Raw genomic sequence first — 23,624 nt, forward strand, 5'->3', positions numbered from 1 at the left:
GTCGCTTAGCCCGTCTCGTTCAGCGATGCATCGACGACGAGACCCGACTTCGTCACCCGAAGTCGTTGGTCCACCGCGACATCTTCGAACGTTCGCGTCGTTCCGTCGGGCCAGTTGACTTCGAGGGTGACCGTCTCGTGGTCGCCGACGCCGACGTGTTCGACGCGACTATCCTGCGAGAGGTAGTCGACGTTCGCCGTCTGTTGGACGACGTGAGTTCGCGTGTCCGTACGCACGGTAACCACCGACCCGAGCGCAGTCGCACCGTCTTCGTCGACGACGCGTAACTGGAGTGACCCGTGGTCTGCCGTGTCGACTTCGTTGTCGTACACCACGAACGAGTCGTCGTACGTCGCGACGACGAGTTCCTGTTCACCGTCGTGGTCGAAGTCGAGTGTCGCGAGACCACGACCGTCGGTCTCGTGCATCCCGTGGGTGGTCGCGTTCACACGGGTGAATCCGTCACCTCGCTGCTGGAAGACCATCGGATAGGTGTACACTGGGTCGTCCCGGTCGATGCGGACGACGACTTGCGTCGTGTGGAGCATGTCGCGGTCTCCGTCGTTGTCGAAGTCGGTCGCACTGGCGGCCCACCCCCACCCACCGTGGCGAACGCCCAGTTCGTCTGCGGAATCGACGAACTCGCCGTTCCCCTGGTTGACTAACAGCGTGTTTCCTTTCGTTCGACCGGAGTGGATGACGAAGTCGAGCAGGCGCTTGAGTCGCTCGTAGCGCTCGGTGGACATGTTCCCCTTCAACTTCGGGAACCAGATGTTGGAGACGAACACGTCGGGGCGTCCGTCGTCGGTGACGTCGGCCACTTCGGAGGACATCCCGTTTCGTGCCGTGGACCCGCCGAGCGTGCGGCGGTCGAACGTCCCGTCCCCGGTGTTGACGTAGAGCGTATCGTTGTTGTAATCGTTCGCGACGTGGATGTCTGGATAGCCATCTCCCGTCAGGTCGGCGAAACTCGCCGCCAGACTCCAGTGGTTCCCCGAGATGTTCGCAGAGTCGACCCGCTGGAACTCCCCATCGACGTTCTCGTAGAGGTAGTTCGGGTTCCCGTTATCCTCGGTAATCCGCTCGTCGAGACTGAAGTATCCTGCTGGTTTGCGGTCAGACCACGGCCCGGACTGGTAGACGAACAGGTCGGTGTCACCGTCTTGGTCGTAGTCCGCGGCGGTCGCACCGAGCGGATACGAGAGATTTCCAACTCCGTACTCGGTTCGGACGAACTCGCCACCGTCGTTCCGGAACGCCACCACCGACCCATCTTCCGTGAACAAAAAGAGGTCAGTCCATCCGTCGCCTTCGACGTCGAGGAAGACGGCACTCTTGACCGGTTGGTCCAGCGACGGGAGCACGTCGGCCCTGACGAACTCCCCGCCCTCGTTCACGAACAGCGCCGGACTATCGCCACCGATGGTCAGGAGGTCCGGCCACGAATCTCTGTTCACGTCGGCGACGTAGACCCCGGAGTTCCCGCTTCCGACGCCGCTTCCGACTGCTTCGTAGTCGAGTCCGGACTGTTCTGTAACGTCCGTGAACGCGAGTCGAGGTGCTTCGGGTTCGGCAGAACTCTGTTCGAGATACGAGGGGCCGAACGTGACGCCAGCGAGAACCACTGCGAGCACCAAACCGACCGTAACCACGAGTCGAGTGTCCATTTAGACCACCGGCAGTGCGCGTTTTTCGCGAGGCGGTGCCAGGTACGCACCTCGGCGTAGCGTCTCGAGGTAATCGACGATACCGTGGTTTTCTGCGGGGATGTCGAAGTCGTACTCGTCGGGATTCATCGCGTTGCGCGTCTCCACGAAGTCGTCCATGGTTCGCTGGACGGAGTTGAACTCGAACCCTGCTCCCTCGTGTTGGTTCGTCGCCACGCCCTCTGCTCTGCGGAGGATGCGTGGTTCGAACTCGCCGTCTCTGGCCCGAGCGACCTTCTGTGTGTGCCCGACACAGCCGTGGGATTCGGCGTCTTCCTCGATGCGGTCGACGTCTGCTTCCGTGATGCCGCTGTCGCTGCCGAGTTTATCTCCGACCGGTCCAACCTCGTCGGTCGTGTGTGCGGGACAGAACATCTCGGCGACGCGCTCGTCTGCGTCCTGGTCGTACCATCGGTCGAGGTCGATGAGGAGCGTCGAGGACGCGATGGTCGTCCCGCCAGCGAACGGCCCCGACGACAGCGTGACGGCGTCCTCCTTCGGGAGGTTGTCGCGAAATCCGGACTTGAACCCCATCGAAAGCGGTGCGTCCTCGGGAATGCGGTCTTCTTCTAGTTCGTCTGCCGGGAGCCCCTTCCCGACGAGACCGGTGTGGCGTCCACCTTTCGAGAACACACCGTCGAACGTGGCGTCGACGGGAACTCCGTTTACTTCGTCGAGTTCGCCAAACAGCGCTTCTTCCGCGCTGAGTACGATGGACCCGACGTCGCTCGTCAGGAGTAAGATAGCGTCGTACGGGTCTGCTTTCGCTGGGTCTTCACCGACAGCGTCGAGAACGTCTTCGGGTGTCGTCAGCGAATCGGGTGTCTGTCCCATCGCCTCGAAATACCGAGGGGCGTACCCCATCATGAAGAGAAGTCCGCGGTTGAACATCGCGCCAGCGTTACCGCCAGTTCCCCACTGGAAGGCACGCTCGAGCGTCTCGAGGGCTTGCGTTACCTGTTCGCGCTCGGCGTCCGTCGGTGGGAACGACCCCTCGTACTCGAGTCCGATTGTCACGAGTTGCTGGGGCGGGACCGTGTTTCCATGGGCGTCGCGAACGAGATACTCACCCCACCGATGTTGTCCGCTCGGGACCGATTCGAGGTCACCTCGTGGGAACTCGGTCGACGAGGACTGTCCGTGCTCGGTCGGTGTCCCTTCTTCTTCTTCCATCGTCGTCCGCTCTCGCTGCATACATGCCGTGAGGGCACTCGTCCCGCCGATCGCCACCGCTGCCGTGACGAAGTCGCGCCGGGAGAGCCCCCGTTCTCTGTTTGGGGCCACTGACCGTGGTAACGAGTGGCACCTTATAATTCTTGCGTGCGACAGGCCGTCAGTAGACGGCCTGTGGGCGTTCAGAGTCGTGATATCGGTACCAAATGTGGTGTCCCATCCGAATGTTTATTATCAATGGGTTAGGTTTTGTATCAGTACGCCATGTCAGACAGCACTGACCGCTTTAGCGACCTGATTAGCCGACGCCATTTCGTCGAACTGACCGGAGCAACCGGAATCGCTGCCCTCGCGGGTTGCAGCGGTTCCAACGGGGACACAGGAGGTGAGACGTCCAGCGACGATTCGAGCGACACCACCGAGTCCGGCGGAGGGGGTTCGGATGGTGACTCGTCCGAGTCGAGCGGGACGACCGTCCTCGACAAGAAGATGGTCGGTGCCACGAACAACGGCGTCCCGACGAACCTGCACCTGAATCCGGAAGCGACCCAGAACTACGACCCGCGCGCAGGCAACTTCGTCTTCGAACGGTTCGCGGCTTACAACTTCAACACGAAAGAGTTCGAGATGGGGGCACTCGAAGAGTGGGCCATCGACGGGGAGACGGTGACGCTCACGCTCCGCGACGACCTGAAGTGGGACACCGGCGAGGACGTGACGGCCCGTGACGTTCTCACCCAGTTCCGCCTCATGAAGAAGATGGGTGCGTCGCTCTGGGACTTCACCGAGAGCGTCGAGCAGGGTGGAGACGACAAGACGGTCGTCCTCAACCTCAAACGACCATCCAATCCGGAGGTCATCAAGCACACGCTCGCCAACGGTTCGCTCCGACTGTACGCCTATCACCCGACCTTCGAACAGTTCCTCGACAAGGACGCAGAGGAACTTCAGCAGTTCAAGTGGGAGGGTGACGTGGTGGCGAGTGGTCCCTTCTCGGTCGAGTCGAAGTCCAAGCAGTCGTGGGAACTCACGCGGAACCCCGAATACTACGGTGCCGACAACATCAACTTCGCCGGTATCTCACTGCTCTCGCGGGGAGACAACACCGCGCTCCAGCAGGGACTGATGGGTCGCGAACTCGACTTCGTCACGAGTCTCTTCGCCCCGCCGAAGATCGTCGCCAACTTCCCCGACTCCGTCGAGGAGATCGCCATCTCCGCGAAGTGGGGGTACGGTGTCCTGTTCAACCACGACGACCCCGACTTCGGGAAACGAAAGGTCCGACAGGCCGTCGCCCACGTCATCAACCGACAGCAGGTCGCCGAGAACGCAGGGCCGCGGACGAAGGCACCCGCTCCGAAGGTCACTGGTGTCGCCCCGAACGACCAAGAAGCGTGGCTCGGTGACGCGTTCGACTCCTTCGAGAGCTACGGGATGGCAGAGTCGCAGACCGACAAAGCCGCTGCACTGCTTCGTGAGGCCGGCTACTCGAAGGAAGACGGCACGTGGAAACACAGCAGTGGTCGAACACTCGGCGGGACGTACTACACGCCCGCTGGCTGGACGGACTGGACCACGGCGACGAACACCGTCGTCGACCAGCTGAACTCCTTCGGCTTCGACTTCGAAATCAGTCAGAAGCCGACGGGTGACTACTTCGGTGGCTACGTCGAATCTAACTTCAAGATGGGCGGGTTCTACTGGATGCCCGGTGGGGCACGGTCGGCGTTCCCGTACTTCCCGCTGCGCTGGCAGCTCAACATCCCGGACATCGACGGCGGCCACAACTTCCCAGAGGGCGAACAGACTGTCCCCGGAATGGACGGCGGCGAGATGACTATCGACCCGCTGGCGGAGATACAGGAGGTTTCGACGACCCAGGACCGAGCCAAGACCGAGGAGATAATCCAACGTGTCGCGTGGCACCACAACCAGAACCTCCCCGTCCTCGGACTGGTGTCGAAACTGGACCAGTCGTGGCTCACCGACGACGAGTGGAGCGTCCCGGAAGAAGGCAGCGACGAACGAGCAGTCAAGTGGCCAAGCGAGTGGCTCCCACGCCAGGGTAAGCTCACGGCCAAGAAATGACCGGACGGGACAAACGTAACGATGAGTAACTACTACGTCCGTCGGACTGCCCGCGTGTTCGCTACCATCTTCGCGGTGGCAACGCTGACGTTCGGATTGATTCGCCTCCTCCCAGGCGGCCCCTTCACGCAGTTGCGTGCACAACTGCTTCGGCAGGGTGTCCCTGCCTCGGAGGTCGACGCGCGAATCGCGAATCTCCAGAACATCAACCCGAACGCACCGCTCTGGCAACAGTATCTGGACTACATGAGTTCGGTGGCTCAGGGGAACTTCGGCGAGTCGATATCGCTCGGCGAACCGGTCGCACTGATAATCGCCGAAGCGGTTCCGTGGACGGTGTTCGTCGTCCTCGTATCGACGATTCTCATGTTCGCGTTCGGCATCTTCCTCGGGTCGTTACAGGCCTACTGGGAAGGGTCGCGGTTCGACAAGGCGTTCAGTGGCCTCTCGATCGCCCTGATGTCGATTCCGTTCTACGTCGTCGCCGTCATCTCTCTGTACGTCTTCGCGTACCAGTGGGGATGGTTGCCGACGGCGGGGACCGTCGGTGCCAGCGTGGAGAAAGAACTGAGCATCCCGTTCCTACTCAGCGCACTCGAACACAGCATCTTACCCATCTTCTCGTACACGCTCGGCGGGATTGGTGGGCAGGCGTTGGCCATGCGCGGGAACAGTATCCAAGTACTCGGTAACGACTACGTCCGTGTCGCGAGACTTCGGGGACTCGCCGACCGCCGAATCGCGACACGGTACGTCGCGAGGAACGCCATCCTGCCGATGTACACCGGATTCTTGCTGCTCCTCGGGTTCCGCCTCTCTGGCACCGTCATCCTGGAGCAAATCTTCTCGTACACCGGACTCGGCTACTACATGTTCGCCGCACTCAAGGCGAACGACTACCCGCTCATGATGGCGACGTTCCTCGTAATCACTGTCGCACTCATCGTCGGCGTCTACATCGCCGACCTCACCTACAGTAAGATCGACCCACGAATCAGCGCCGGAGGTTCCGATGAAGCGTACTGAAGAAGACGACCCTCGCACGCTGGTTACAGACGGTGCGGGCGTCGACTGGCGCGGTTCGAGCACGTCGTCGGTGACGGTGACTCGTGAGGAGCGACTTCGAGAAATCTACGAGGAGAGCGTCCGAAAACCGTTTATCGTCGCGTGGTCGGACAGCAGAACCCGACTCGGACTGCTCATCATCGGCTTCTACTTCTTGATTGCGCTCGTGGCCATCCTCGGCCTCTGGCGAGAGCCGTCGACGAGCCAGGCCCCCCGGTACTTGATGCTGTTCGAGAACATGAACTACCCGCTCGGAACGACCGCATCGGGGACGGACCTCGCTGCGCTCATCATCCACTCGACCCCCGACATCCTGTTGATGGTCACGTCGGGTGGACTCTGGGCGACCGGCATCGCCGTCTTCGTCGGGACTGTCGCTGGCTACAAGGGCGGTTCCGTCGGTCGCGTGCTGATGTCGATATCGGACTTCGTGATGGCCATCCCCGGCCTCCCACTGGTGATGATTCTCGCCATTACGTTCAATCCCAAGAACCCGATTCTGCTCGGCATCATCATCAACATCAACTACTGGGCTGGCCTCGGCCGGTCGATTCACTCGCAAGTGCTGACGATTCGTGAGAACAACTACGTCGAAGCCTCGCGGACGATGGGCGTCAGTACGCCCCGAATCATCCTGAAGGACGTCGTTCCGAACATCATGCCGTACGTGACGGTCAACTTCGTGTTCGCCGCACGGTACGTCGTGTTCGCATCCATCGGACTGTTCTTCCTCGGCGTGCTGCCGTACTCCGACCAGAACTGGGGTGTCACCCTGAACTTCGCGTACAGTGGTGGGGCCTTGTTCTCTTGGAGTGCTGCACACTGGCTTCTCGTCCCGATGGTCGCCATCATCGGTCTCTCGATTGGACTCATCCTCCTCGGGCAGGGTATGGACCGCGTGTTCAACCCACGCGTCCGAACTCGGCTCGCGGGCGAGTCTGAATCGACGGCCGCAGTAGACGAGAAAGACACCGGCATGACGGAGGTACTGTAGATGACTGCCGAACAACACGGGACAGCCAACACCACGACAGCTATGACGACAGACGACCCTATCATCGAAATCCGAAACGCGGCCGTCACGTACGACGGCGGCGAGACGTTCGTGTTGGACCACGTGAGTGCGTCCATCGAACGTGGGGAGATTCTGGGCATCGTCGGCGAGAGTGGCAGCGGAAAGTCCATGTTCGCCGATTCGCTGCTCGACGCCATCCCCGACCCCGGACGACTCTCCGGTGAGATACTCTACCACCGCGACGATGGCACCACCGTCGACGTGCTGGAACTTTCGGACGACGAACTCCGGGAGTTCCGGTGGGAGGAAGTGTCGATGGTCTTCCAAGGCGCGATGAGTTCGTTCAACCCCACGATGAAGATTGGAGGGCACTTCAAAGAGACGCTGAAAGCCCACGATGCGGACGTTTCTGCGGGGATGGAGTTCGGTCGAGAACTCCTCTCGGACCTGTATCTCGACCCGGAGCGCGTGCTGGACTCGTATCCACACGAACTCTCCGGCGGGATGCAACAGCGGGCGCTCATCGCCCTGGCGCTCATCCTCGAACCCGAGGTGCTGGTGATGGACGAACCAACTGCTGCACTCGACCTCCTGATGCAGCGTTCTATCCTGACGCTGCTCGAAGACTTACAGGAGAAGTACGACTTGACGATGGTGTTCATCACCCACGACTTGCCGCTCGTCGCCGAACTCGCCGACAGGATGGCCGTGATGTACGCGTTCCAACTCATCGAAGTCGCCGACCGTGAGCAACTCATCGGAAACAGCGGTCACCCGTACACGCGCGCGTTACTCAACGCGACGCCCGACGTCGAAGCACCACTCGAAGAGATGCGACCGATAGAAGGCCAGAGCCCAGCACCCATCAACGTTCCACCGGGGTGCTCGTTCGCACCGCGGTGTCCACTCGCGACCGAAGAATGTCGGGTCGAAGACCCGGCGTTCACGCGACTCGACTCCGGACACGCCGTCGCCTGCCACCACGCGGAAGACGCACGAGAAGAGATTGCGCTACACTTCGACCGCCACGAGGACTCTATCCCTGCGTCGGGAGGTGACGAACAGTGAGCCGTGCCGACGAGGTCGCGACCGAGTCCGACCAGCGCGACGAACCGCTCGTCTCACTCGAAAACGTCGAAGTCCACTTCGAAAAAGAGCAAGGACTACTCGAGTTCTTCGAGGACCCGGACGTGGTCAAAGCAGTCGACGGCGTCTCGCTCGACATCGAGGAAAACGACGTGCTCGCCCTCGTTGGAGAGAGTGGGTGTGGAAAGACCACGCTCGGCAAGACGACCATCGGACTCCAGCGACCGACGGGTGGGACGGTGAAGTACAAAGGACAGGATATCTGGGCCGCCAAGGACGGCACGGGAGAGATTCCGTTCGACGAGATTCGGTCGTCGCTCCAGATTATCCATCAGGACCCTGGGAGTTCGCTCAACCCCAACCGACGGATTCTGAACATCCTCGCCGAGCCGATCAAACTCACCAATCCAGACGTCGGTGCCAGCGAGCGACGCGAGCGGATTCACGCACTTCTCGAACGCGTCGGTATGAACCCCGCGGCAGACTTCGCTGACCGGTATCCACACCAGCTCAGCGGTGGGGAGAAACAACGGGTCGCACTCTCACGTGCCCTGCTGATGAACCCCGACGTCATCCTGGCAGACGAAGCGATTAGCGCGCTCGACGTCTCCCTCCGAGTCGAGATGATGGACCTGATGCTCGACTTGCAGAAGGACTTCGACACCTCGTTCGTCTTCGTCTCGCACGACCTCTCGAACGCCCGGTACTTTGCCGAACACGGTGACGGCCGCATCGGTGTGATGTACCTCGGAAACCTCGTGGAGGTTGGTCCTGCAGACCAACTCATCGACGACCCTAGTCACCCCTACACGAACGTGCTCCGGTGGGCGACGCCCAACTTGTCTCGACAGGCGGACGAACCCAGTGAACCGCCCATGCGAAAAATCGACATCCCGGACCCGGTCAACCCACCGAGTGGATGTCGGTTCCACACTCGCTGTCCAGAGGCACGAGAGGCCTGTCGAAGCGAGGTTCCGAAGTTGTCGGGAGGAGCAGGCGGCCATCGAGTCGCGTGCTTCAGAGACGACCCCGACCACGACTACTGGGACAGCACCCTCCTCGAAGACTAAGACACTGGTTCCGGCGTCGTGGCTCCGCCTCCGTCTTGTCGTTTTCGACGGTGAAGACACGAATTGCTCGTCTGACCGGGACCTTGATAATCGGTGCTAGAGAGGACACTGTATGGCACGTCTAGAGACCGTCGTCGATGTGATTTGCGACCAGCGCGACCGGTTTCCGCTGTTCGTCGCCATCGCCATCGTGATGGGGCTTCTTCTCGGATTCTCCTTGTTGTACCTCGAACCGGGCACCGCCGCGTACGCGATTGCGCTCGTCGACGTCGGTCTCGTCGCGGTGATGCTCGTTGGATTCGGAGGCGGCTATTGGCTCTGTACGAAGCGGTCGATGGACGAGTGAAACGGGGTCGCTCGCGTTAGGAATCGAGGAAATCGGCAGTCACTGCAGCGAGCGCGGCGACGTCTTCGTCTGGGTCGTCGTCGGCCACTCGTCGCAACGTCGGAACGACAGTGTCGGAACCGAGGTAGCCGAACGTCTCGATAGCCCGTGCTCGGACACTTCGGGCGTCGTGACCGAGACAGTCGACGAGCGCGTCGTCGACGGCGACTGCGGTGGGGTCGTCTTGGGCGACCATCGAGAGCGCGGTGAGTCCGGCATCGACGACGACTGGGTTCTCGTCGGAGAGTAGTTTCGTGAACGACGGCGTCTCGTCGTGGAGTTCACTCGGTGCGGATTCCACAGCGGCCGCGACGACGTTGGCGAGTAGTTCCCGTGCGTTCTCGCCATCTTGGTACTCGCGTAGATTGTGTTCTCGTATGGTCTGTCTGGTCGAGGGGTCCGTGACTGTCTCGGCACAGTCGTCGATAGCTTCGACCCCTTCGGCGTCGACGACTGTCTGCACCAAGGCGGGTACGTGGGGGACGCAGGCGCCCGGCTTTTCGAGAGTCAGTGCGGCGAGACAGCGGGCACTTTCGAGTTTCACACCGTTCAACTCCGTCTCGGTGACCGAAACGAGGTCGTCCAGACACGATTCGAGCACCACTGGCTCAGTTGCCGCAAGCGTCGTGAGAACTGACAGTGCAGTCTGTACGACTGCAGCGGAGCGGTCGTGCAGCAGCCCCCCGATTTCGGAGCCGAGCGGGCGGACTGATTCGACGTCTTCTTCGACGAGCGTTTCACAGACTTTGCAGGCTCGCTGGCGTACGAGTGGGTCTGCCGAACCCAGTGCCGCCTCGATTTCTCCCGTGTCTACCTCGTCTGGGTGGACGGTGGCGGGATGTACAGCTGCCAGTGGTGACTCTCCAGCGTCGCGCATACTGTGTGACACACGTTCACTCGTTCACAAATACGTGTCGGTGAGGTTGCCACCTGCGAATCTGCTGGCTGACTAACTCGCGCTGGGTTGCACTCGATGCAGACGGCTCTAACCAGTTTGAATATCGATACTACTAAGAAAATATTTGAATTATATCACATCTCGTAGCGTGGTGAGGTATCTGAATCCGTTCTCTGTTCCTGTGGACCTCGTCCCCCTCGCGTTCGGCCTCTCGTCGAGGAAATGTGGGATATTCGCCATCATCGACCTCACGCTTTTCGGCAGAAATTCCGACACAGTATCCTCGAAACACCAACTTTTGTGCCGATTCGGATGGCTGGTTCGCCGTCCGTGATGTGGCATCGTAGTCGGTCGTTTCGGTCCTCCTGTTCGACCTGTGAACTCGAGTCGGTTTCGGTTCGTGGACGAGGTAGTGTGTTGAATTACTTTGTATTTGATTAGTATATTGAAGTGGCATATTTGAGTGGAAATCTACTCTCCCCACCAGCTCTCGTGGTGTGGGTCGGTGCTGTTTCGAACGTGAGTTTCGTGCGTCGGGTCTGGCCTCGCTCGACACGAATTTCTGTCAACAAACATTATGATAGCTGGCGGTGTCTAGTACGGTATCGACCGGAGTCCCTGAACCGAAATGAGAGAAATCCTCACCATGTGGCGGGATATGCGCATGATAGCGCTCACCGCGGTGATCGCAGCGGTGTATATGACCGCGCTCATCCCGTTCAAGGGATTCGCAATCGTTCCGGGATTCACCGAAGTTCGGCCGGCAATCGCGCTCCCAGTCGCACTCGGATTACTGTTCGGCCCGGCGACTGCGTGGGGTGCGGCTATCGGAAATCTCCTCAGTGACGCCTTCGGCGGAACGCTCTCTGCCGGGAGTGCGTTCGGATTCGTCGGAAACTTCTTCAGCGGCTTCGTGGCGTACAAACTCTGGGGACATCTCGGTCCGCTGTCGTCCAACGAGAGACCCACCATGCGGTCGCTCCCGCAACTCGCCGAGTTCGTCGTCATCTCGTTCGTCTCGGCAGCGGGTACTGCAGCGATTATCGCCTGGGGACTCGACCTCTTGGGGTTGTTTCCGTTCTCGCTATTCGCGGCTATCATCGCGTTCAACAACTTCCTCGCCGCTGCCATCCTTGGCCCACCGATACTGTACCTCCTGTACCCTCGTATCGAGAGTGCAGGGCTTCTCTACATGGACATCTTGGACGAACGCGACCTGCCGGACGTCTCTCCACGGAATCGGCGCATCGCTGCCAGTGGTCTCGCCACTGTCGCTGCTGGCTGGTTAGTTGGGGGTACCGTCATCGGTATCACAGTCGTCGGGATTCCATTCGACATCCCAGTCAGTGGAATCGAACCAGGGACTGGTGGGTCGACAGTTCAAGCGGCCTTCGGCGCCGTGGCGTTCGTCCTTCTGCTCGGGTTTAGTGCTCTTTCGGCAGGGTGGTTCGCCGGAGAGCGGGAGTTCGGGTGACTCCCCAGACGTCGCCGAAGTTCGAAGAAAGAGGTGCTGTCTTTCCCGAACGAGAGGCCACAACTGTTGAGAGTCTCATCTAATCTATACATATCGTGAAATAGTGAATCGTATTTAATATTTAATCGGGTCAATTATACACCGCGTTTCGCGGCTAGCGACCGCGAGTGGGGCGAAGGGACGTGTCACAGAACAGGAGTCCGTTCAGGGGAGTGTTGAAACGGCCACCGAGAATCGGGGGTGACGAAGGCGAGGACGTTCGCCATGCGACGTGGTTAGAACTGTTCTTCGACCTCGTCTTCGTCGTCGCGATCGCGGAACTCGGCAGTTATCTCCACCACCACTTGACGCTCAGGGGGGTGCTGGGCTTTGCAGGCCTCTTCCTGATGATTTGGTGGGTCTGGCTCGGGTTCAGCTATTACGCCGACCTCTTCGACACGGAGGACCTGTTCTCCCGACTCATGATGGTCGCCGCGATGTTCATCGTCATCTTCCTCGCCCAGACTGCCGACGACGCGCTCAATGGCGAGTCGTTCGCGTTTGGGCTCGCAGTGGTCGTCCTTCGGGCGATTATCACGCTGTTCTACTATCGTGCACAACACATCGAAGGTGCCGAAAAGCGGTTCGTTCAGTACTTCACACTCTCCAACGTGCTCACCACGGCTATCGTCGCGTTGTCGCTGTTCGTCCCCGAACCGGGGCGATTCGGACTCTGGGGTGCTGCGGTCGTCATCAGTCTCGGCGGTGCCTCCGTGATTTACACTGCCACCGGTGCCGTGGTCAAGCAGTCGTCACACCTGCCCGAGCGGCTTGGACTCTTCACCATCATCGTTCTGGGTGAGACTGTCCTCGCCGTCTCGTTCGGGACGTCGATTACGGACCCCGGACCCGAGACACTCATAATCGGAGCACTCGGCTTCCTGGTCGCCGTCTCGATGTGGTGGCTCTACTTCCGACATTTCGACGAAGCTCTCATCGACCGGATTCTCAATCCGACATCTGAATCCTGGCTCAATGCGCGACAGCGTGGATTGGTCTACACGTTCAGCCACTACTTCACACACATGGGAATCGTCGCCGGCGGGATTGGTATCATCATCTTGCTGGAGTCGTCGCTGACTGGCCATGCACCCGAACCTGGGGCAGTGGGCGTCGTGGGTGGAGGTGTCGCGTTGTTCCTTGTCGGCACGAGTCTCTGTCACCGGGCGATTCCACACAGCATCGACGGTCACGTGTTCAGGATTCGTCTGTTAGTCGCGGTTGCTCTGTTCCTCTACCCTGGTCTCGGTATCCAACTGTCTCCAATCGTCACTCTCGTACTCGTCGCAGGCTCGTTGCTCGCAGTCATCGCACTGGACTTCCGGGCTCCGCAAACAGCTACTCGTCAACTCGATGCCGACGCCGAACACTGACGCACCGAGACCAACGAACAGACGGCCACAGGCGTCGGGTTGGCCGCCCGAGGCTGTCGGAGTCACGCTTTTGCTCAGAAATGACGTCTCTAGTACGTATGAACACGCATCGTACAGGGCAGGAAATCCCGTCCGAAGTCGAAGAACTCCTCACGGGCGAGTTGGTCGTCGCTCACTTGGCAACCTGTGCCGACGGTCGACCCCACTCAGCCCCACTCTGGTACCGATACGAGGACGGTGTCGTCGAGATACTCACGACGGGAGTCAAACTCGCGAACATCCAGAAGAATCCTCACGTGTCGATATCGATGGAACAGGACCACGACGGCATCCCCGAGTGGATGGTCACTATCCGCGGAACAGCGACGCTCGTCGAAGACGAAGACGAAATTCGGGAAGCCAATACACGAATCAACCGAAAGTACGGTGTCGATGACGACGCGTGGTCGGAGAACGTCCTCGTCCGAATCGATGTCGGGTCTGTCGCCTACCGGACGTACTGACCTCTTTTTGCAGTAGGCCCGTACCGTCGGCGTTCGTGTGTGTCGTCGGCGTTCGTGTCTTGCAGTGAGTGCTACGGCGCTTTGATGTATCCGAACCCTTCGTCTTGGAGTCGTGCGAGTGCGCCGGACCCAGAGGGGACGCTCTCGACCCCAGGGAGCAACTCGTCGTCGGATATCCCCATCCCTCGAAGTGCGTTCCGGCAGACGAGCAGGGTAACCCCCCACTCTTGGAGTTCTTCGACCATCTCCCGTTTCGACGCAGTCGCCTCGACGAACATTCGGACACCAGCCCCGTTTGCAACCACCGTCACCTCGTCGCCCGGTTCGGAAACGCTCTCGTCGTACAGCATGTTCAGCGTGTTCACCATGGCGTGCTCCTGGTCCCCCGGATTCTGTGCAGACACGTGAACCACGGTCTTCATAAGAGAGAGACGACGCCCATCGGCATAGGAGTAGAGTGTGCGAGAGTCGTCGCGTACGAGAGTCGTCGTGTTCGAGAGCGTACGATGGTCACCCGGTCGTGAGAGGAGGTCTCGTCTGTAGACTCTCTACGACACCGTTGAGTTGGACTAGTTCGCCCGTCTCTCTGGCGACAGTGGTCGTCAGTCCCCGAATCTGCGCCCACGGTGTCGACGAATCGTCGAAGCGATAGAACTCGAACGTCGGTGCTGCATGGGTTTCGCTGGTCTCGGACGCTGGCCGACTCGTCAGGTACCGGGCCAACGGGGACAGCATACCGGACATGACTGTGTAGAGGTCACGGACCAGCGCGTCCTTGGTGTCTCTGTCGGTTGTCGTGTACAGTTCGTCCATGAGGACGTACGTGTAGCTGTACGCCGCGTTGAACAGGTCAGAGACGGGGTGTAACGCTGGGTCGAAGTCGTCCGTCGTCGGGTTCTCTAAGACGGGGCGCACCTCCCCGAGGTGGTAGGTCCCGTTCGCGATTGCCTTGAACTTGTAGTAGTGGGTCATCTCGTGGTGTGAGGGGTCTGCCCAGTGTTCGTCCCGCAGTCCCTCTCCTTGATGGATGACCGTCTCGATGGCTCGACGGGCGCTTTCGATGTCCTCGATTGGGTGGAGACCGCCACTGTCGGTTTCGTCGAACTCGACTGGTGCGTAATAGCCTGGATGCAGCATCTGCCGTTCGACCTGTGGGTCGTCGAACAGGCTTCCGTCGTCGTCGAGTCGTTCGATTGCCTCTTCGATTGCGAGATAGAACTGCCCGATGGTCTCGTAGTTGTCGTCTTCTGGAACTGCACCGACTGCCCCTGGATGTTCGATTGGCATGCAGACCCGCTCGATAAAGTCAGGGCTACATCGCTCGAGGTTCATCCGAATCGGGGGGTCGTGGTGGGGGAGGTCCATCGGGTACGAGGGGAGGACGCTCTCGTCGTAGAACCGCGGGTTGCCGCCGACGGCGACCACGAGGTTGGCAGCGAGTGCTGTGTGAAGCATCTCCTCGACGACGACGCTCCGGATGAGTTTGTACGGGTCAGAGCCGTTGTCGTCGATGGAGTACATCGCATAGAGGTAGGTCGGAACCGTCGAAAGTTCGACCTGCATCGCCCACTGGAGGTGTTCTGTAAGCGCTGTTCGTGTCTCGATAGCCATAGTCAATCAATCGACAACAAGAAGCATCAAGATAGAGGGTGGGACACCACAGTCGAACTGGGGTCTTCGTGTCTCTCCCTCGTGTGTTCTGCCACTCGGTCGTGTTCTCGAAGCGCGGCGTCCAACGAGGCGGCCAATAGTTGCTCTGTACACTTCCGAACTCCGTCACCACGAGGGACGATGACCAGCGCTTCGGCACCGACCGAGCACCGTCTGATGGGCGGCCTCCAGGGGTTCTGGTCGACCCCTTCAGTCGTCGTCTGTCCTAAACCCAATCTTCACGTGTGTGTTGTCACAGAACGGCTTGTTCTGCGACCCGCCACAGCGACAGAGCCAGGCGTCGCCAGCGTGATACGATGACCCGTCGTCTTGGCCGACTATCTCGAACGCTCCTTCGACGTGGAGTGGGCCGTCGTGTGTCGGTATCACCGAAAGCTCTCGGTCTGTCGACCCATCGGATTCGTGGCCCTCACTGACTGTTCCCGGTGCCTCGAAGTCCACGTCGAGGTGACTGTTGTCGCAGAGGGGCTTGTTCGCCGACGCACCACAGCGACACAACGCGATACGCGTGTCCGAGAGCAACACCGTCTCGTCTTCGTCGGTAATCTCGACGTCTCCACGGACGTAGAGTGGACCATCGTGGCTGACTTCGACGGTGTTCTCGTTGGGAGGTGTCTCTTCCCACCCTCCGTCTTTCCGCTCGAAGTGTAGCGCGCCCGTCGGACACTTCGTGATGACTGCCGCGAGGTCGTCTGCATCGGCGTTATCTGGCCGAATCCAGGGGCGCTCGTCGGGGTCGAACACGGTTGGAAGCCCCTTGACGCATTCACGTGCGTGGATACACCGTTTCACGTCGTACTGTACCGTGACGTCCGACCCCTCGTACTCGTGTACGTCCTGTTCCATACATGTTAACGGGTTGCAAACACGATAATACCATAACTAGCACCGGTGTTCGTCGCTCTGTGATGTGGACGTGTTAGACAATGTAGGGCAGTTCGCCGTGTTCTCCGAAAATAGGTTGAGTCTCTTGTCGAACGATTTTCTAACCGAGTGCGGACTCGACCGTCGGAAGTATCAACCTACCAGATTATCCGCTCCGGGACACATAAGCCACCGCGTGGTGACGCTCCGTGTAGATTGATGGACGCTTCGCCGACAGGTCGGTGTGGATACACGTACGCTCCTGACCACGAGATGGGGGTGGCATCCCTTCGACAGAGTTGTTGTTATCGTGAGTCTCTCCCGGACGATGACCACTGTGCGTGGCACGCCGACCCCGAGGAGACTGACTACAAGACGGTCGGGACGCTACAAGATGCCCGTACGCCGCCGGATGTTCGCGAACAGACGCACGGCGTGGGCGAGTTGCTGGATGGGGCGGTGCTACGTGGAGTGGGTGTGGGCGACAAACTCTCGTTCGAGGAGACGTCGCTTCGGGGCGCTGACTCCAGCGGCGTAGACCTCACTGCTGCTAACCTGTCCGGGGCCAACCTGTTCGGTGCTAACCTCACCGAGGCCGACCTGTCCAGGGCCGACCTCACCGATGTCGATCTGAGAGAAGCCAACCTTACTGACGCCGACCTGAGAGAGGTTGACCTCAGCGATGCTTCCCTGTTGATGGCCGACCTCACCGATGCCACCCTTTCGAGGGCAGATCTCACCGACGTCGATCTGGTTGGCGCCGACCTCACCGACGCCTCCCTGTTGATGGCCGACCTCACTGGTGCCTACTTGGGAGAGGCGGACCTCACCGGAGCAACTCTGGGGGAAGCGGACCTCACCGACGCTTCCCTGTCCGGGGCCGACCTCACTGGTGCCTACTTGGGAGAGGCGGACCTCACCGACGCCTCCCTGTCCAGGGCCGACCTCACTGGTGCCTACTTGGGAGAGGCGGACCTCACCGGAGCAACTCTGGGGGAAGCGGACCTCACCGACGCGCTCTCGTTCGGGGCCAACCTTACCGGAGCCGACCTGGAGACGGCCGATCTCAACGGGGTTGACCTGGGGGCGGCCGACCTCACCGACGCCGACCTGAGAGAAGTCGACCTCATCGACGCCGATCTGATTGGGGCCGACCTTATCGACGCCAATTTGAGAGATGCCAAACTCACCCACGCCAACTTGAGAGGCTCCGACATAACCGACGCCGACCTGATTGGGGCCAACCTCACCGGCGCCCTCCTGACCGGCGCCGACCTCACTGATGCCAACTTGAGAGAGGCCGACCTCACCGAGGCCGACGTGTATAGGGCAAACCTCACTGACACTGACCTAGAAGAGGCTAACCTCACCAGCGCCTCCCTGAGAGAGGCCAACCTCACAGACACCAACCTATCTGGAGCAGACCTCACCGACGCCGACCTGTTGGCCACCAACCTCACCGACGCTAATTTCGACGGGGCACTACTTCGGGATGCGTCTCTCCCATCGGGGCCTGTACTCGCGAGTGCGATTCTCACCGAAACCGACTTGGAGGGACAGGACCTTCGAGACGAGGACCTCTCGGGGGCCAATCTATCGAAATCGAACCTCACAGACGCGGACCTGAGTGGCGCAGACCTCTCTGGGGCGAACCTCGAACGCGCACTGTTGAACCGGGCGGACCTGTTCGACACACGACTCGCGGGCGCTCGTCTCGAAGGGGCCGTCTTCGGCGACGTGCAAATCAACGAAGGGACGTTCGAGAAGATGTCTGCGGTATCCGACTCCGACGAGACCGGGTGGAGTCTCACCGACCGCCTCGAACGAATCGTTCTGGGTCCGACCGGAACAGACGAGTGTCGCTGTGTCTACGACCCCGCGAGTCGCTACGACCTCTCCGAGACCGAGGACGTTTCGAGCGGTCCTGACGACGGGGGTTCCGACGAGCGAGCAGACGACCCCGAAGTCCGGGCGGGCGGCGTCTACCGTCAGTTCGAACGACTGGCGGCCGACAACGCCCTGCCCGAGTGGCAACGACGGTTCTTCGTCCTCCGGCAGGACATGCAGACGCGGCAGGCGACCGGACTAGAGTACGGATTCGCGCTACTCCAGCGCGCGCTGTTCGGGTACGGTGAAAGCTTCGGTCGCGTCGTCGGGTGGTCGGGGGCAGTCGTCGGACTGTTCTCGGTTGTCTACCTGCTGGGCGGGTGGGTTCACCCAGTCGAACCCGACGGTGGCCTCGGCCGTGCAGTGTCGTGGACCCAACTTCCTGGTGACCCGAGTGTCCTTTGGGAGAGTCTCTACTACAGCACGCTGACGTTCACGGCGCTGGGCTTCGGCGACTTCCGCCCGGTCGGAACGATTGGACAGTTCCTGACCATCCTCGAGACTGCGAGTGGCGCGCTCTTACTCGCCCTCCTCGTGTTCGTGCTCGGTCGACGAGCGGCGAGATAACCCTGTTCGGCCAACCGGACGAACTCCTGATTTTCTCTGCAAGGGACGTAACAGCGGCCTCTCATTCCTGAAACCGGCTGGAATGCGTCGTGGTGAGTAACAGAGTTGGATTAATCTCTTCGGTGTCTGTCGATTTGGTCTCTGTTTCCCTCGACTCACTTGGACGCCCCCCCGCCGTTCATGACGTCGTTGCGGCGGGGTACGAGAGTTGGTTCAGTTCCACACGACGGTCAGAACGTGCCTCACTGTGTGCCGACTCGTCACGCGCCCTGTACTTGTCTGCGTATCTGTTCGGGGACGCTCGGGTCCTCGAGTGTGGTCGTGTCGCTGAGTTCTCTATCGTTGCTGATGTCGGAGAGCAGTCGTCTCATGATTTTCCCGCTCTTGGTGTACGGCAGCGCATCGACGAACTCGACGTGGGCGGGGCGGGCGAACTTCCCGATGCCCTCTGCAACAGAGGCAACGACGGCCTCTCGAAGGTCGTCAGAAGGTTCCACTCCTTCTTTCAGAACCACGTAGGCGTCCGGAACCTGTCCCTTCACGGGGTCGTCCCGAGCGACGACGGCGGCCTCTGCGACTGCCGGCACCTCGACGATGGTACTCTCTAACTCCATACTTCCCAGCCGATGGCCGGAGACGTTCATCACGTCGTCGAGCCGACCGAGAATCCGGAAGTAGCCGTCTGCGGCTTCGACCGCCCCGTCTCCCGTCCGGTAGATCCAATCGTCCATGTTTCGGCTCTCGAGGTCGGAGAACTTCTCCCAGTACTCGCTGATGTACCGTTCGTCGTCACCGTAGAGCGTCTGGAGGATGCCCGGCCACGGACGGGTCAAGACGAGGTTGCCTGCCGTCCCGGTTCCTGGTTCGATTTCGTTCCCGTCGTCGTCGAGAACCGTCGCCTGGATACCCGGCATCGGGTGTCCGACGCTTCCGGGTTTCATATCCGCGAGTGCGGGGAGGTTGCTCATCACCACCCCACCCGTCTCGGTCTGCCACCACGTGTCGATGATGACGGTGTCCCCACGGCCGACGTGGTCGTAGTACCACCGCCAGACCTCGGGTTGGATCGGTTCGCCGACGCTGACCAGTAGTTTGAACTCGAAGTCGTACGGCTCGAGGTGGGTCTCACCCCACTTCATGAACATCCGTACGGCGGTCGGAGAGGTGTGGAAGATGTCGACGGCGTGCTTCTCGGCCAGTTCCCAGATGTACCCTTTGTGCGGGTGGTCAGGCGCTCCTTCGTACATCATCGACGTCGCGCCCAGGAGGAGGGGCCCGTAGACCATGTACGAGTGACCGGTAATCCAACCGATGTCGGCCAGACACCAGTAGGTGTCCGTCGAGTGGATGTCGAAGAGGTACTTCGACGTGCCGGCGACGTAACTGAGATACCCGCCAGTCCCGTGTTGAGCACCTTTCGGTTTCCCCGTCGTCCCGCTGGTGTACATCAAAAAGAGGATGTCGTCGGACGCCCGCGGAACTGGCTCGACGTGGGCACCACGGTACTGCGACCGGACGTCTTCGACGACGACGTCGCGCCCCTCGACGATCTTCGTTTCGGGGTGGAGTTCTTTCTCTCGCTGGAGGACGAACACGGTGTCGACGTCGACGCTCGCCTGCTCGACGGCCTCGTCGGCCTTCTGTTTGTGGTCGAGGAACTTCCCGCGTCTGTAGTAGCCGTCGATGGTCACGAGATATCGGCTGTTGGCGTCGTCTAGTCGATTCGCGAGCGCCGCTGCCGTGAACCCACCGAACACCACACTGTGGGGCGCGCCGATTCTGGCCGCAGCGAGCATCCCAATCGGGAGTTCCGGAATCACCGGGAGATGAAACGTGACGACGTCGTCGGCCCCGATACCGGCGTCTCGGAACATCGCAGCGAACTCGTTGACCTCGCGGTAGAGGTCCTGATAGGCCAGTCGTCGGCTATCTCCTGGCTCGCCCTCCCAGATAATCGCCGTCTTGTCGCGGTGTGCGTCGAGGTGACGGTCGATACAGTTGTACGAGGCGTTGAGTTTGCCTCCGACGAACCAGTCGTAAAACGGCGGATTACTGGCGTCCAGAACGTCGGTCCAGTGTTCGTCCCAGTCGAGGAGTTCGGCGTACTCTTCGAACCCGTCGGGGAACTCGTCGAATCGGTCGTACACTGACCGGTCGCTGACGTTTGCCTGTCCGATGAACTCCGGGTTCGGACTGTAATACTCCTCTTCTGCAAGTCGTGCTTCGATGGTAGAACGTTCTTCGTGTGACATCACCGACCACCCTGGTAAAATTCGTCATCAATAATCATAAACATGGACGCAGAGGGCTAAGCTGGGGTCTGTCCACCTGTCGCTCCCGAAATCGACTGCGATGAGGAGTCTCGGTACGACGGCGCGTTCCCACTTGCCTGTCCGGTGAGTCCACACTCGGTGGTGCTTCGGGGCAGGAGGGGTCGAAGAACGAATAACCTTCACGAAAGAAGATTACATATATATTTCCAGCCTTAATACCAGTGGAATGGCTGAAACGAACGCACCGGGTGGAGGGCTTGAGAAGACTCGTCTCGAAGGAGCTGTGACTCAGACCGAACTCGCATATCGTCAGGCGGAGCTGCAGTTCTGGCACCAGTACGGAACCGAGCCCGAAGAACGATTCGTCGAGCTCGACACTTTGGGCACCACCATCCGGGTTCAGGAAGTCGGGAGCGGTGACCCCATCCTTTTTCTCCACGGTTCGCCGACCAGCGGAACAAACTTCGCACCGCTGGTGGCGTCTCTCGACGAATTCAGCTGTTTGATACCGGACCTGCCGCCAGGTGGACTTTCGGCACCGTTCGAGATTTCGAAGGACAACGTCACCACCTGGTTGGACCATCTGGTCACGGATACGCTCGATGCCATGGGTGTCGAACGCGCCCACGTGGTGGCGTCGTCTTCGGGGAGCGCGCTGGCAATGAAGGCGGCGCTGCGGGCACCTGAGCGGGTTCGAGGGGTCGTCCACCTCGGCGCACCATGGTTGGTCGAGGATATCCCCGTCCCCTTCGGCGAGAAGTTGCTCCTCGTGCCAGGTGCCTGGCGGTTGTTGACGGCGGTGACACCAGGACGGAGGATGCAACAATCGATGCTGAAGTCGATCGGTCATGGGAAGAGCATCGAGGCCGGCCGCATTCCAGAAGCGTACTGGGCCTGGTCCGACGCACTGTTCACCGAGACCGGAACGTATGCAGAGCAGATGCGCACCCTCCCAGCGTTCAGGGGCAGCGGTCTGGACTACGACCCGACGTTGAAGCTTGGAGCAGATGAACTCTCTCGGCAGGGCCCCACGCTCGTGATATGGGGGACCGACGAAGGATTAGCGTCGAAAGACGACGCCCAGTCGCTGGTCGACCGCATCCCAGGAGCGAGGCTGGAACTGTTGGCCGACGCCGGCCATCTTCCGTGGCTCGACTTCCCTGAAGAGGTGGCAGCGTCTGTGCGGAGTTTCCTCGGCGATGTCGAGTGACAGAACACGTGCCGTCGGGTGCCGCACGCCCAGAGTGTACACAATCTACAGAGGGAGACAGACCCGACGGAACTCTCACGAGCAGCGTGAGACGGCACTGCCTGTGACAGTACTGGTGTATTCGTGGCGTCGTCTGGCGACTCGAATCTGAACGAACAGTGCGATGTTTCTCTCTTCCAACCACATCGAGAAACCAGTCTGGAGCAAGTTCGGGAGTGAAAGCCGTTTGACGCCAATTGTATGATATGAAAATCACTCTGCCGTTCCGTCGATTAATACGTCGGGTGTTCGGACTCGAACCCCGAGAAGGCCCGACGGATATCTCTCCGAATCAGGTCTTCGTCAGCGACGCGAAGCCCGAGGTCAGTCAGTTCGCGGGCGATTCGTGCGAGGTCGTTCGAGTCTTCCCCGACGGCACTCACGAGGACGTTGTCTTCCCCAGTCGCCAGCTCTCGAATGCTGACGACGCCTTCGACCTCGAGCGCACGCTCACTCAGGTCGCCACGGACGGGAATCACGGCCGTACACTCCATCTGGACGAAGAGTTGGTAGCCCGCTCGTTCGTAGTCGACTGCAGCGTGGTAGCCGGTGATGATTTCCTCTGATTCGAGTCGTTGAATACGCTTGCGTACCGTGCTCGGGGAGGCGTCGACGGAATCGGCGATGTCACGTGACGAGACGTGCCGTGCGTCCCGCTGGAGTTCGTGAAGAATCCGCCTGTCCAGGTCGTCGAGTCCTTTGAGCGTCATAGCATCTCAGTTGGGTGGGTGCGTGAAGTAGTCTTGTTTTGCGTAGCTCTCGGTGTGGTGGCTCCTCTCGCGTGACGGATGACACCGCACTCTGTTCGAACACCGTTCACTGCTTTTGTTCCTCCGGGTACAACGCTGCGATACAGTCGTTGGTGAACTCTGGAATCGAGACACTGTTCCCGGCTTTGATTTTGACGATGACGCCGGTTGTATCCGAGAGGTACAGGTGAACGGCAGTCGCCCGGTCGTGCTGGAGGACGAGTGCGTTCACGTTCCCGAGGTGGGTGTAGACCTCTTCGATGTAGGGGCGTCGGAAGAGTGCAATCGACCGGTGGACGACGACGTCGAACTGGTGGTTCGAGAGTTCGGTCTTCAGGTCCGGTCGGATGTATTCGACGGTGTAGTTGTACGTCTTGGAATCGAACGACGCGACCCAACGGAGGTTCTGACCGAAGCGGTCGCGAAGCATCTCGATGAGGTTCTCGTAGTTCGGTACAGCGGCCATGTCGATGTTTCTGGTCATGATTG

General features: G+C 60.3%; 20 protein-coding genes. 11 read left to right on the plus strand and 9 right to left on the minus strand.

All coding sequences use genetic code 11. The features are described from left to right. Window positions 1-5 precede the first annotated feature (5 nt). Window positions 6-1,667, minus strand: a complete 1,662-nt coding sequence (locus GJR99_RS09960; RefSeq protein ID WP_151111716.1) for a CRTAC1 family protein — start codon at window positions 1,665-1,667, stop codon at window positions 6-8. Beyond that, window positions 1,668-2,990 (minus strand): DUF7405 family protein, encoded by a 1,323-nt coding sequence (locus GJR99_RS09965; RefSeq protein WP_151111718.1) that lies wholly within the window; start codon window positions 2,988-2,990, stop codon window positions 1,668-1,670. A 153-nt stretch (window positions 2,991-3,143) separates the two neighbouring features. On the opposite strand from GJR99_RS09965, the gene GJR99_RS09970 reads away from it, so the two are divergent. The 6 genes from GJR99_RS09970 (at window position 3,144) to GJR99_RS09990 (ending at window position 9,549) form a co-directional block, all read left to right on the plus strand. Further along, window positions 3,144-4,967: an ABC transporter substrate-binding protein gene (locus tag GJR99_RS09970; protein WP_323849365.1), complete on the plus strand. Its 1,824-nt coding sequence runs from the start codon at window positions 3,144-3,146 to the stop codon at window positions 4,965-4,967. Window positions 4,968-4,988: 21 nt separating this feature from the next. After that, entirely contained in the window at window positions 4,989-5,993 is a 1,005-nt protein-coding gene (locus GJR99_RS09975; RefSeq protein WP_151111720.1) for an ABC transporter permease, read from the plus strand. Further along, window positions 5,980-7,026 carry an ABC transporter permease gene (locus tag GJR99_RS09980; protein ID WP_151111722.1) on the plus strand — a complete coding sequence of 349 codons (1,047 nt, stop codon included), beginning with the start codon at window positions 5,980-5,982 and terminating at the stop codon, window positions 7,024-7,026. Before GJR99_RS09975 ends, GJR99_RS09980 begins: the two co-directional genes overlap by 14 nt. Beyond that, complete coding sequence (locus GJR99_RS17455) at window positions 7,027-8,115, plus strand: ABC transporter ATP-binding protein (protein ID WP_394349742.1); 1,089 nt, start codon at window positions 7,027-7,029, stop codon at window positions 8,113-8,115. Continuing rightward, window positions 8,112-9,203: an oligopeptide/dipeptide ABC transporter ATP-binding protein gene (locus tag GJR99_RS17460; RefSeq protein ID WP_151111724.1), complete on the plus strand. Its 1,092-nt coding sequence runs from the start codon at window positions 8,112-8,114 to the stop codon at window positions 9,201-9,203. The genes GJR99_RS17455 and GJR99_RS17460 overlap by 4 nt, the downstream gene beginning before the upstream one ends. Before the next feature lie 112 nt (window positions 9,204-9,315). Continuing rightward, window positions 9,316-9,549, plus strand: a complete 234-nt coding sequence (locus GJR99_RS09990; protein WP_151111727.1) for a hypothetical protein — start codon at window positions 9,316-9,318, stop codon at window positions 9,547-9,549. A gap of 16 nt (window positions 9,550-9,565) precedes the next feature. Here GJR99_RS09990 and GJR99_RS09995 read toward each other — a convergent pair whose 3' ends face one another. Then, window positions 9,566-10,465, minus strand: coding sequence for a HEAT repeat domain-containing protein (locus tag GJR99_RS09995; RefSeq protein WP_151111729.1), 900 nt, complete (start codon window positions 10,463-10,465; stop codon window positions 9,566-9,568). Between the two features lie 685 nt (window positions 10,466-11,150). On the opposite strand from GJR99_RS09995, the gene GJR99_RS10000 reads away from it, so the two are divergent. The 3 genes from GJR99_RS10000 to GJR99_RS10010 all read left to right on the plus strand — a co-directional run bounded on the left by GJR99_RS10000 (window position 11,151) and on the right by GJR99_RS10010 (window position 13,875). Further along, on the plus strand, window positions 11,151-11,960 hold the full coding sequence (locus GJR99_RS10000) for a QueT transporter family protein (RefSeq protein WP_151111731.1): 810 nt from the start codon (window positions 11,151-11,153) through the stop codon (window positions 11,958-11,960). Between the two features lie 215 nt (window positions 11,961-12,175). Then, window positions 12,176-13,372: a low temperature requirement protein A gene (locus GJR99_RS10005; protein ID WP_154325975.1), complete on the plus strand. Its 1,197-nt coding sequence runs from the start codon at window positions 12,176-12,178 to the stop codon at window positions 13,370-13,372. A 98-nt stretch (window positions 13,373-13,470) separates the two neighbouring features. After that, on the plus strand, window positions 13,471-13,875 hold the full coding sequence (locus GJR99_RS10010) for a pyridoxamine 5'-phosphate oxidase family protein (protein WP_151111735.1): 405 nt from the start codon (window positions 13,471-13,473) through the stop codon (window positions 13,873-13,875). 71 nt (window positions 13,876-13,946) lie between these two features. Here the strand turns inward: GJR99_RS10010 and GJR99_RS10015 are convergent, their stop codons facing one another. The 3 genes from GJR99_RS10015 to GJR99_RS10025 form a co-directional block, all read right to left on the minus strand. Then, a complete protein-coding gene (locus GJR99_RS10015; protein ID WP_151111737.1) occupies window positions 13,947-14,297 on the minus strand; it encodes a DsrE family protein in 351 nt (116 codons plus the stop codon). 88 nt (window positions 14,298-14,385) lie between these two features. After that, window positions 14,386-15,486 (minus strand): ferritin-like domain-containing protein, encoded by a 1,101-nt coding sequence (locus GJR99_RS10020; protein WP_151111739.1) that lies wholly within the window; start codon window positions 15,484-15,486, stop codon window positions 14,386-14,388. 249 nt (window positions 15,487-15,735) lie between these two features. Then, on the minus strand, window positions 15,736-16,392 hold the full coding sequence (locus GJR99_RS10025; RefSeq protein ID WP_151111741.1) for a CDGSH iron-sulfur domain-containing protein: 657 nt from the start codon (window positions 16,390-16,392) through the stop codon (window positions 15,736-15,738). Between the two features lie 237 nt (window positions 16,393-16,629). Here GJR99_RS10025 and GJR99_RS17855 point away from each other — a divergent pair, with 237 nt between their 5' ends. Beyond that, window positions 16,630-18,864 (plus strand): pentapeptide repeat-containing protein, encoded by a 2,235-nt coding sequence (locus tag GJR99_RS17855; RefSeq protein WP_151111743.1) that lies wholly within the window; start codon window positions 16,630-16,632, stop codon window positions 18,862-18,864. Window positions 18,865-19,124: 260 nt separating this feature from the next. Here the strand turns inward: GJR99_RS17855 and acs are convergent, their stop codons facing one another. Further along, the gene (acs, locus tag GJR99_RS10035) at window positions 19,125-21,116 is read right to left on the minus strand and encodes an acetate--CoA ligase (protein WP_151111745.1); all 1,992 of its coding nucleotides are present in this window, start codon (window positions 21,114-21,116) and stop codon (window positions 19,125-19,127) included. Window positions 21,117-21,363: 247 nt separating this feature from the next. On the opposite strand from acs, the gene GJR99_RS10040 reads away from it, so the two are divergent. Further along, the gene (locus GJR99_RS10040; protein WP_151111747.1) at window positions 21,364-22,347 is read left to right on the plus strand and encodes an alpha/beta fold hydrolase; all 984 of its coding nucleotides are present in this window, start codon (window positions 21,364-21,366) and stop codon (window positions 22,345-22,347) included. 272 nt (window positions 22,348-22,619) lie between these two features. Here the strand turns inward: GJR99_RS10040 and GJR99_RS10045 are convergent, their stop codons facing one another. Together GJR99_RS10045 and GJR99_RS10050 are read right to left on the minus strand one after the other, a co-directional pair. Further along, on the minus strand, window positions 22,620-23,096 hold the full coding sequence (locus GJR99_RS10045; protein WP_151111749.1) for an Lrp/AsnC family transcriptional regulator: 477 nt from the start codon (window positions 23,094-23,096) through the stop codon (window positions 22,620-22,622). Window positions 23,097-23,202: 106 nt separating this feature from the next. Continuing rightward, on the minus strand, window positions 23,203-23,619 hold the full coding sequence (locus tag GJR99_RS10050) for a hypothetical protein (protein WP_151111751.1): 417 nt from the start codon (window positions 23,617-23,619) through the stop codon (window positions 23,203-23,205). Window positions 23,620-23,624 lie beyond the last annotated feature (5 nt).

This window comes from Haloferax marinum (genome assembly GCF_009674625.1).
Taxonomy (GTDB): Archaea; Halobacteriota; Halobacteria; order Halobacteriales; family Haloferacaceae; genus Haloferax; species Haloferax marinum.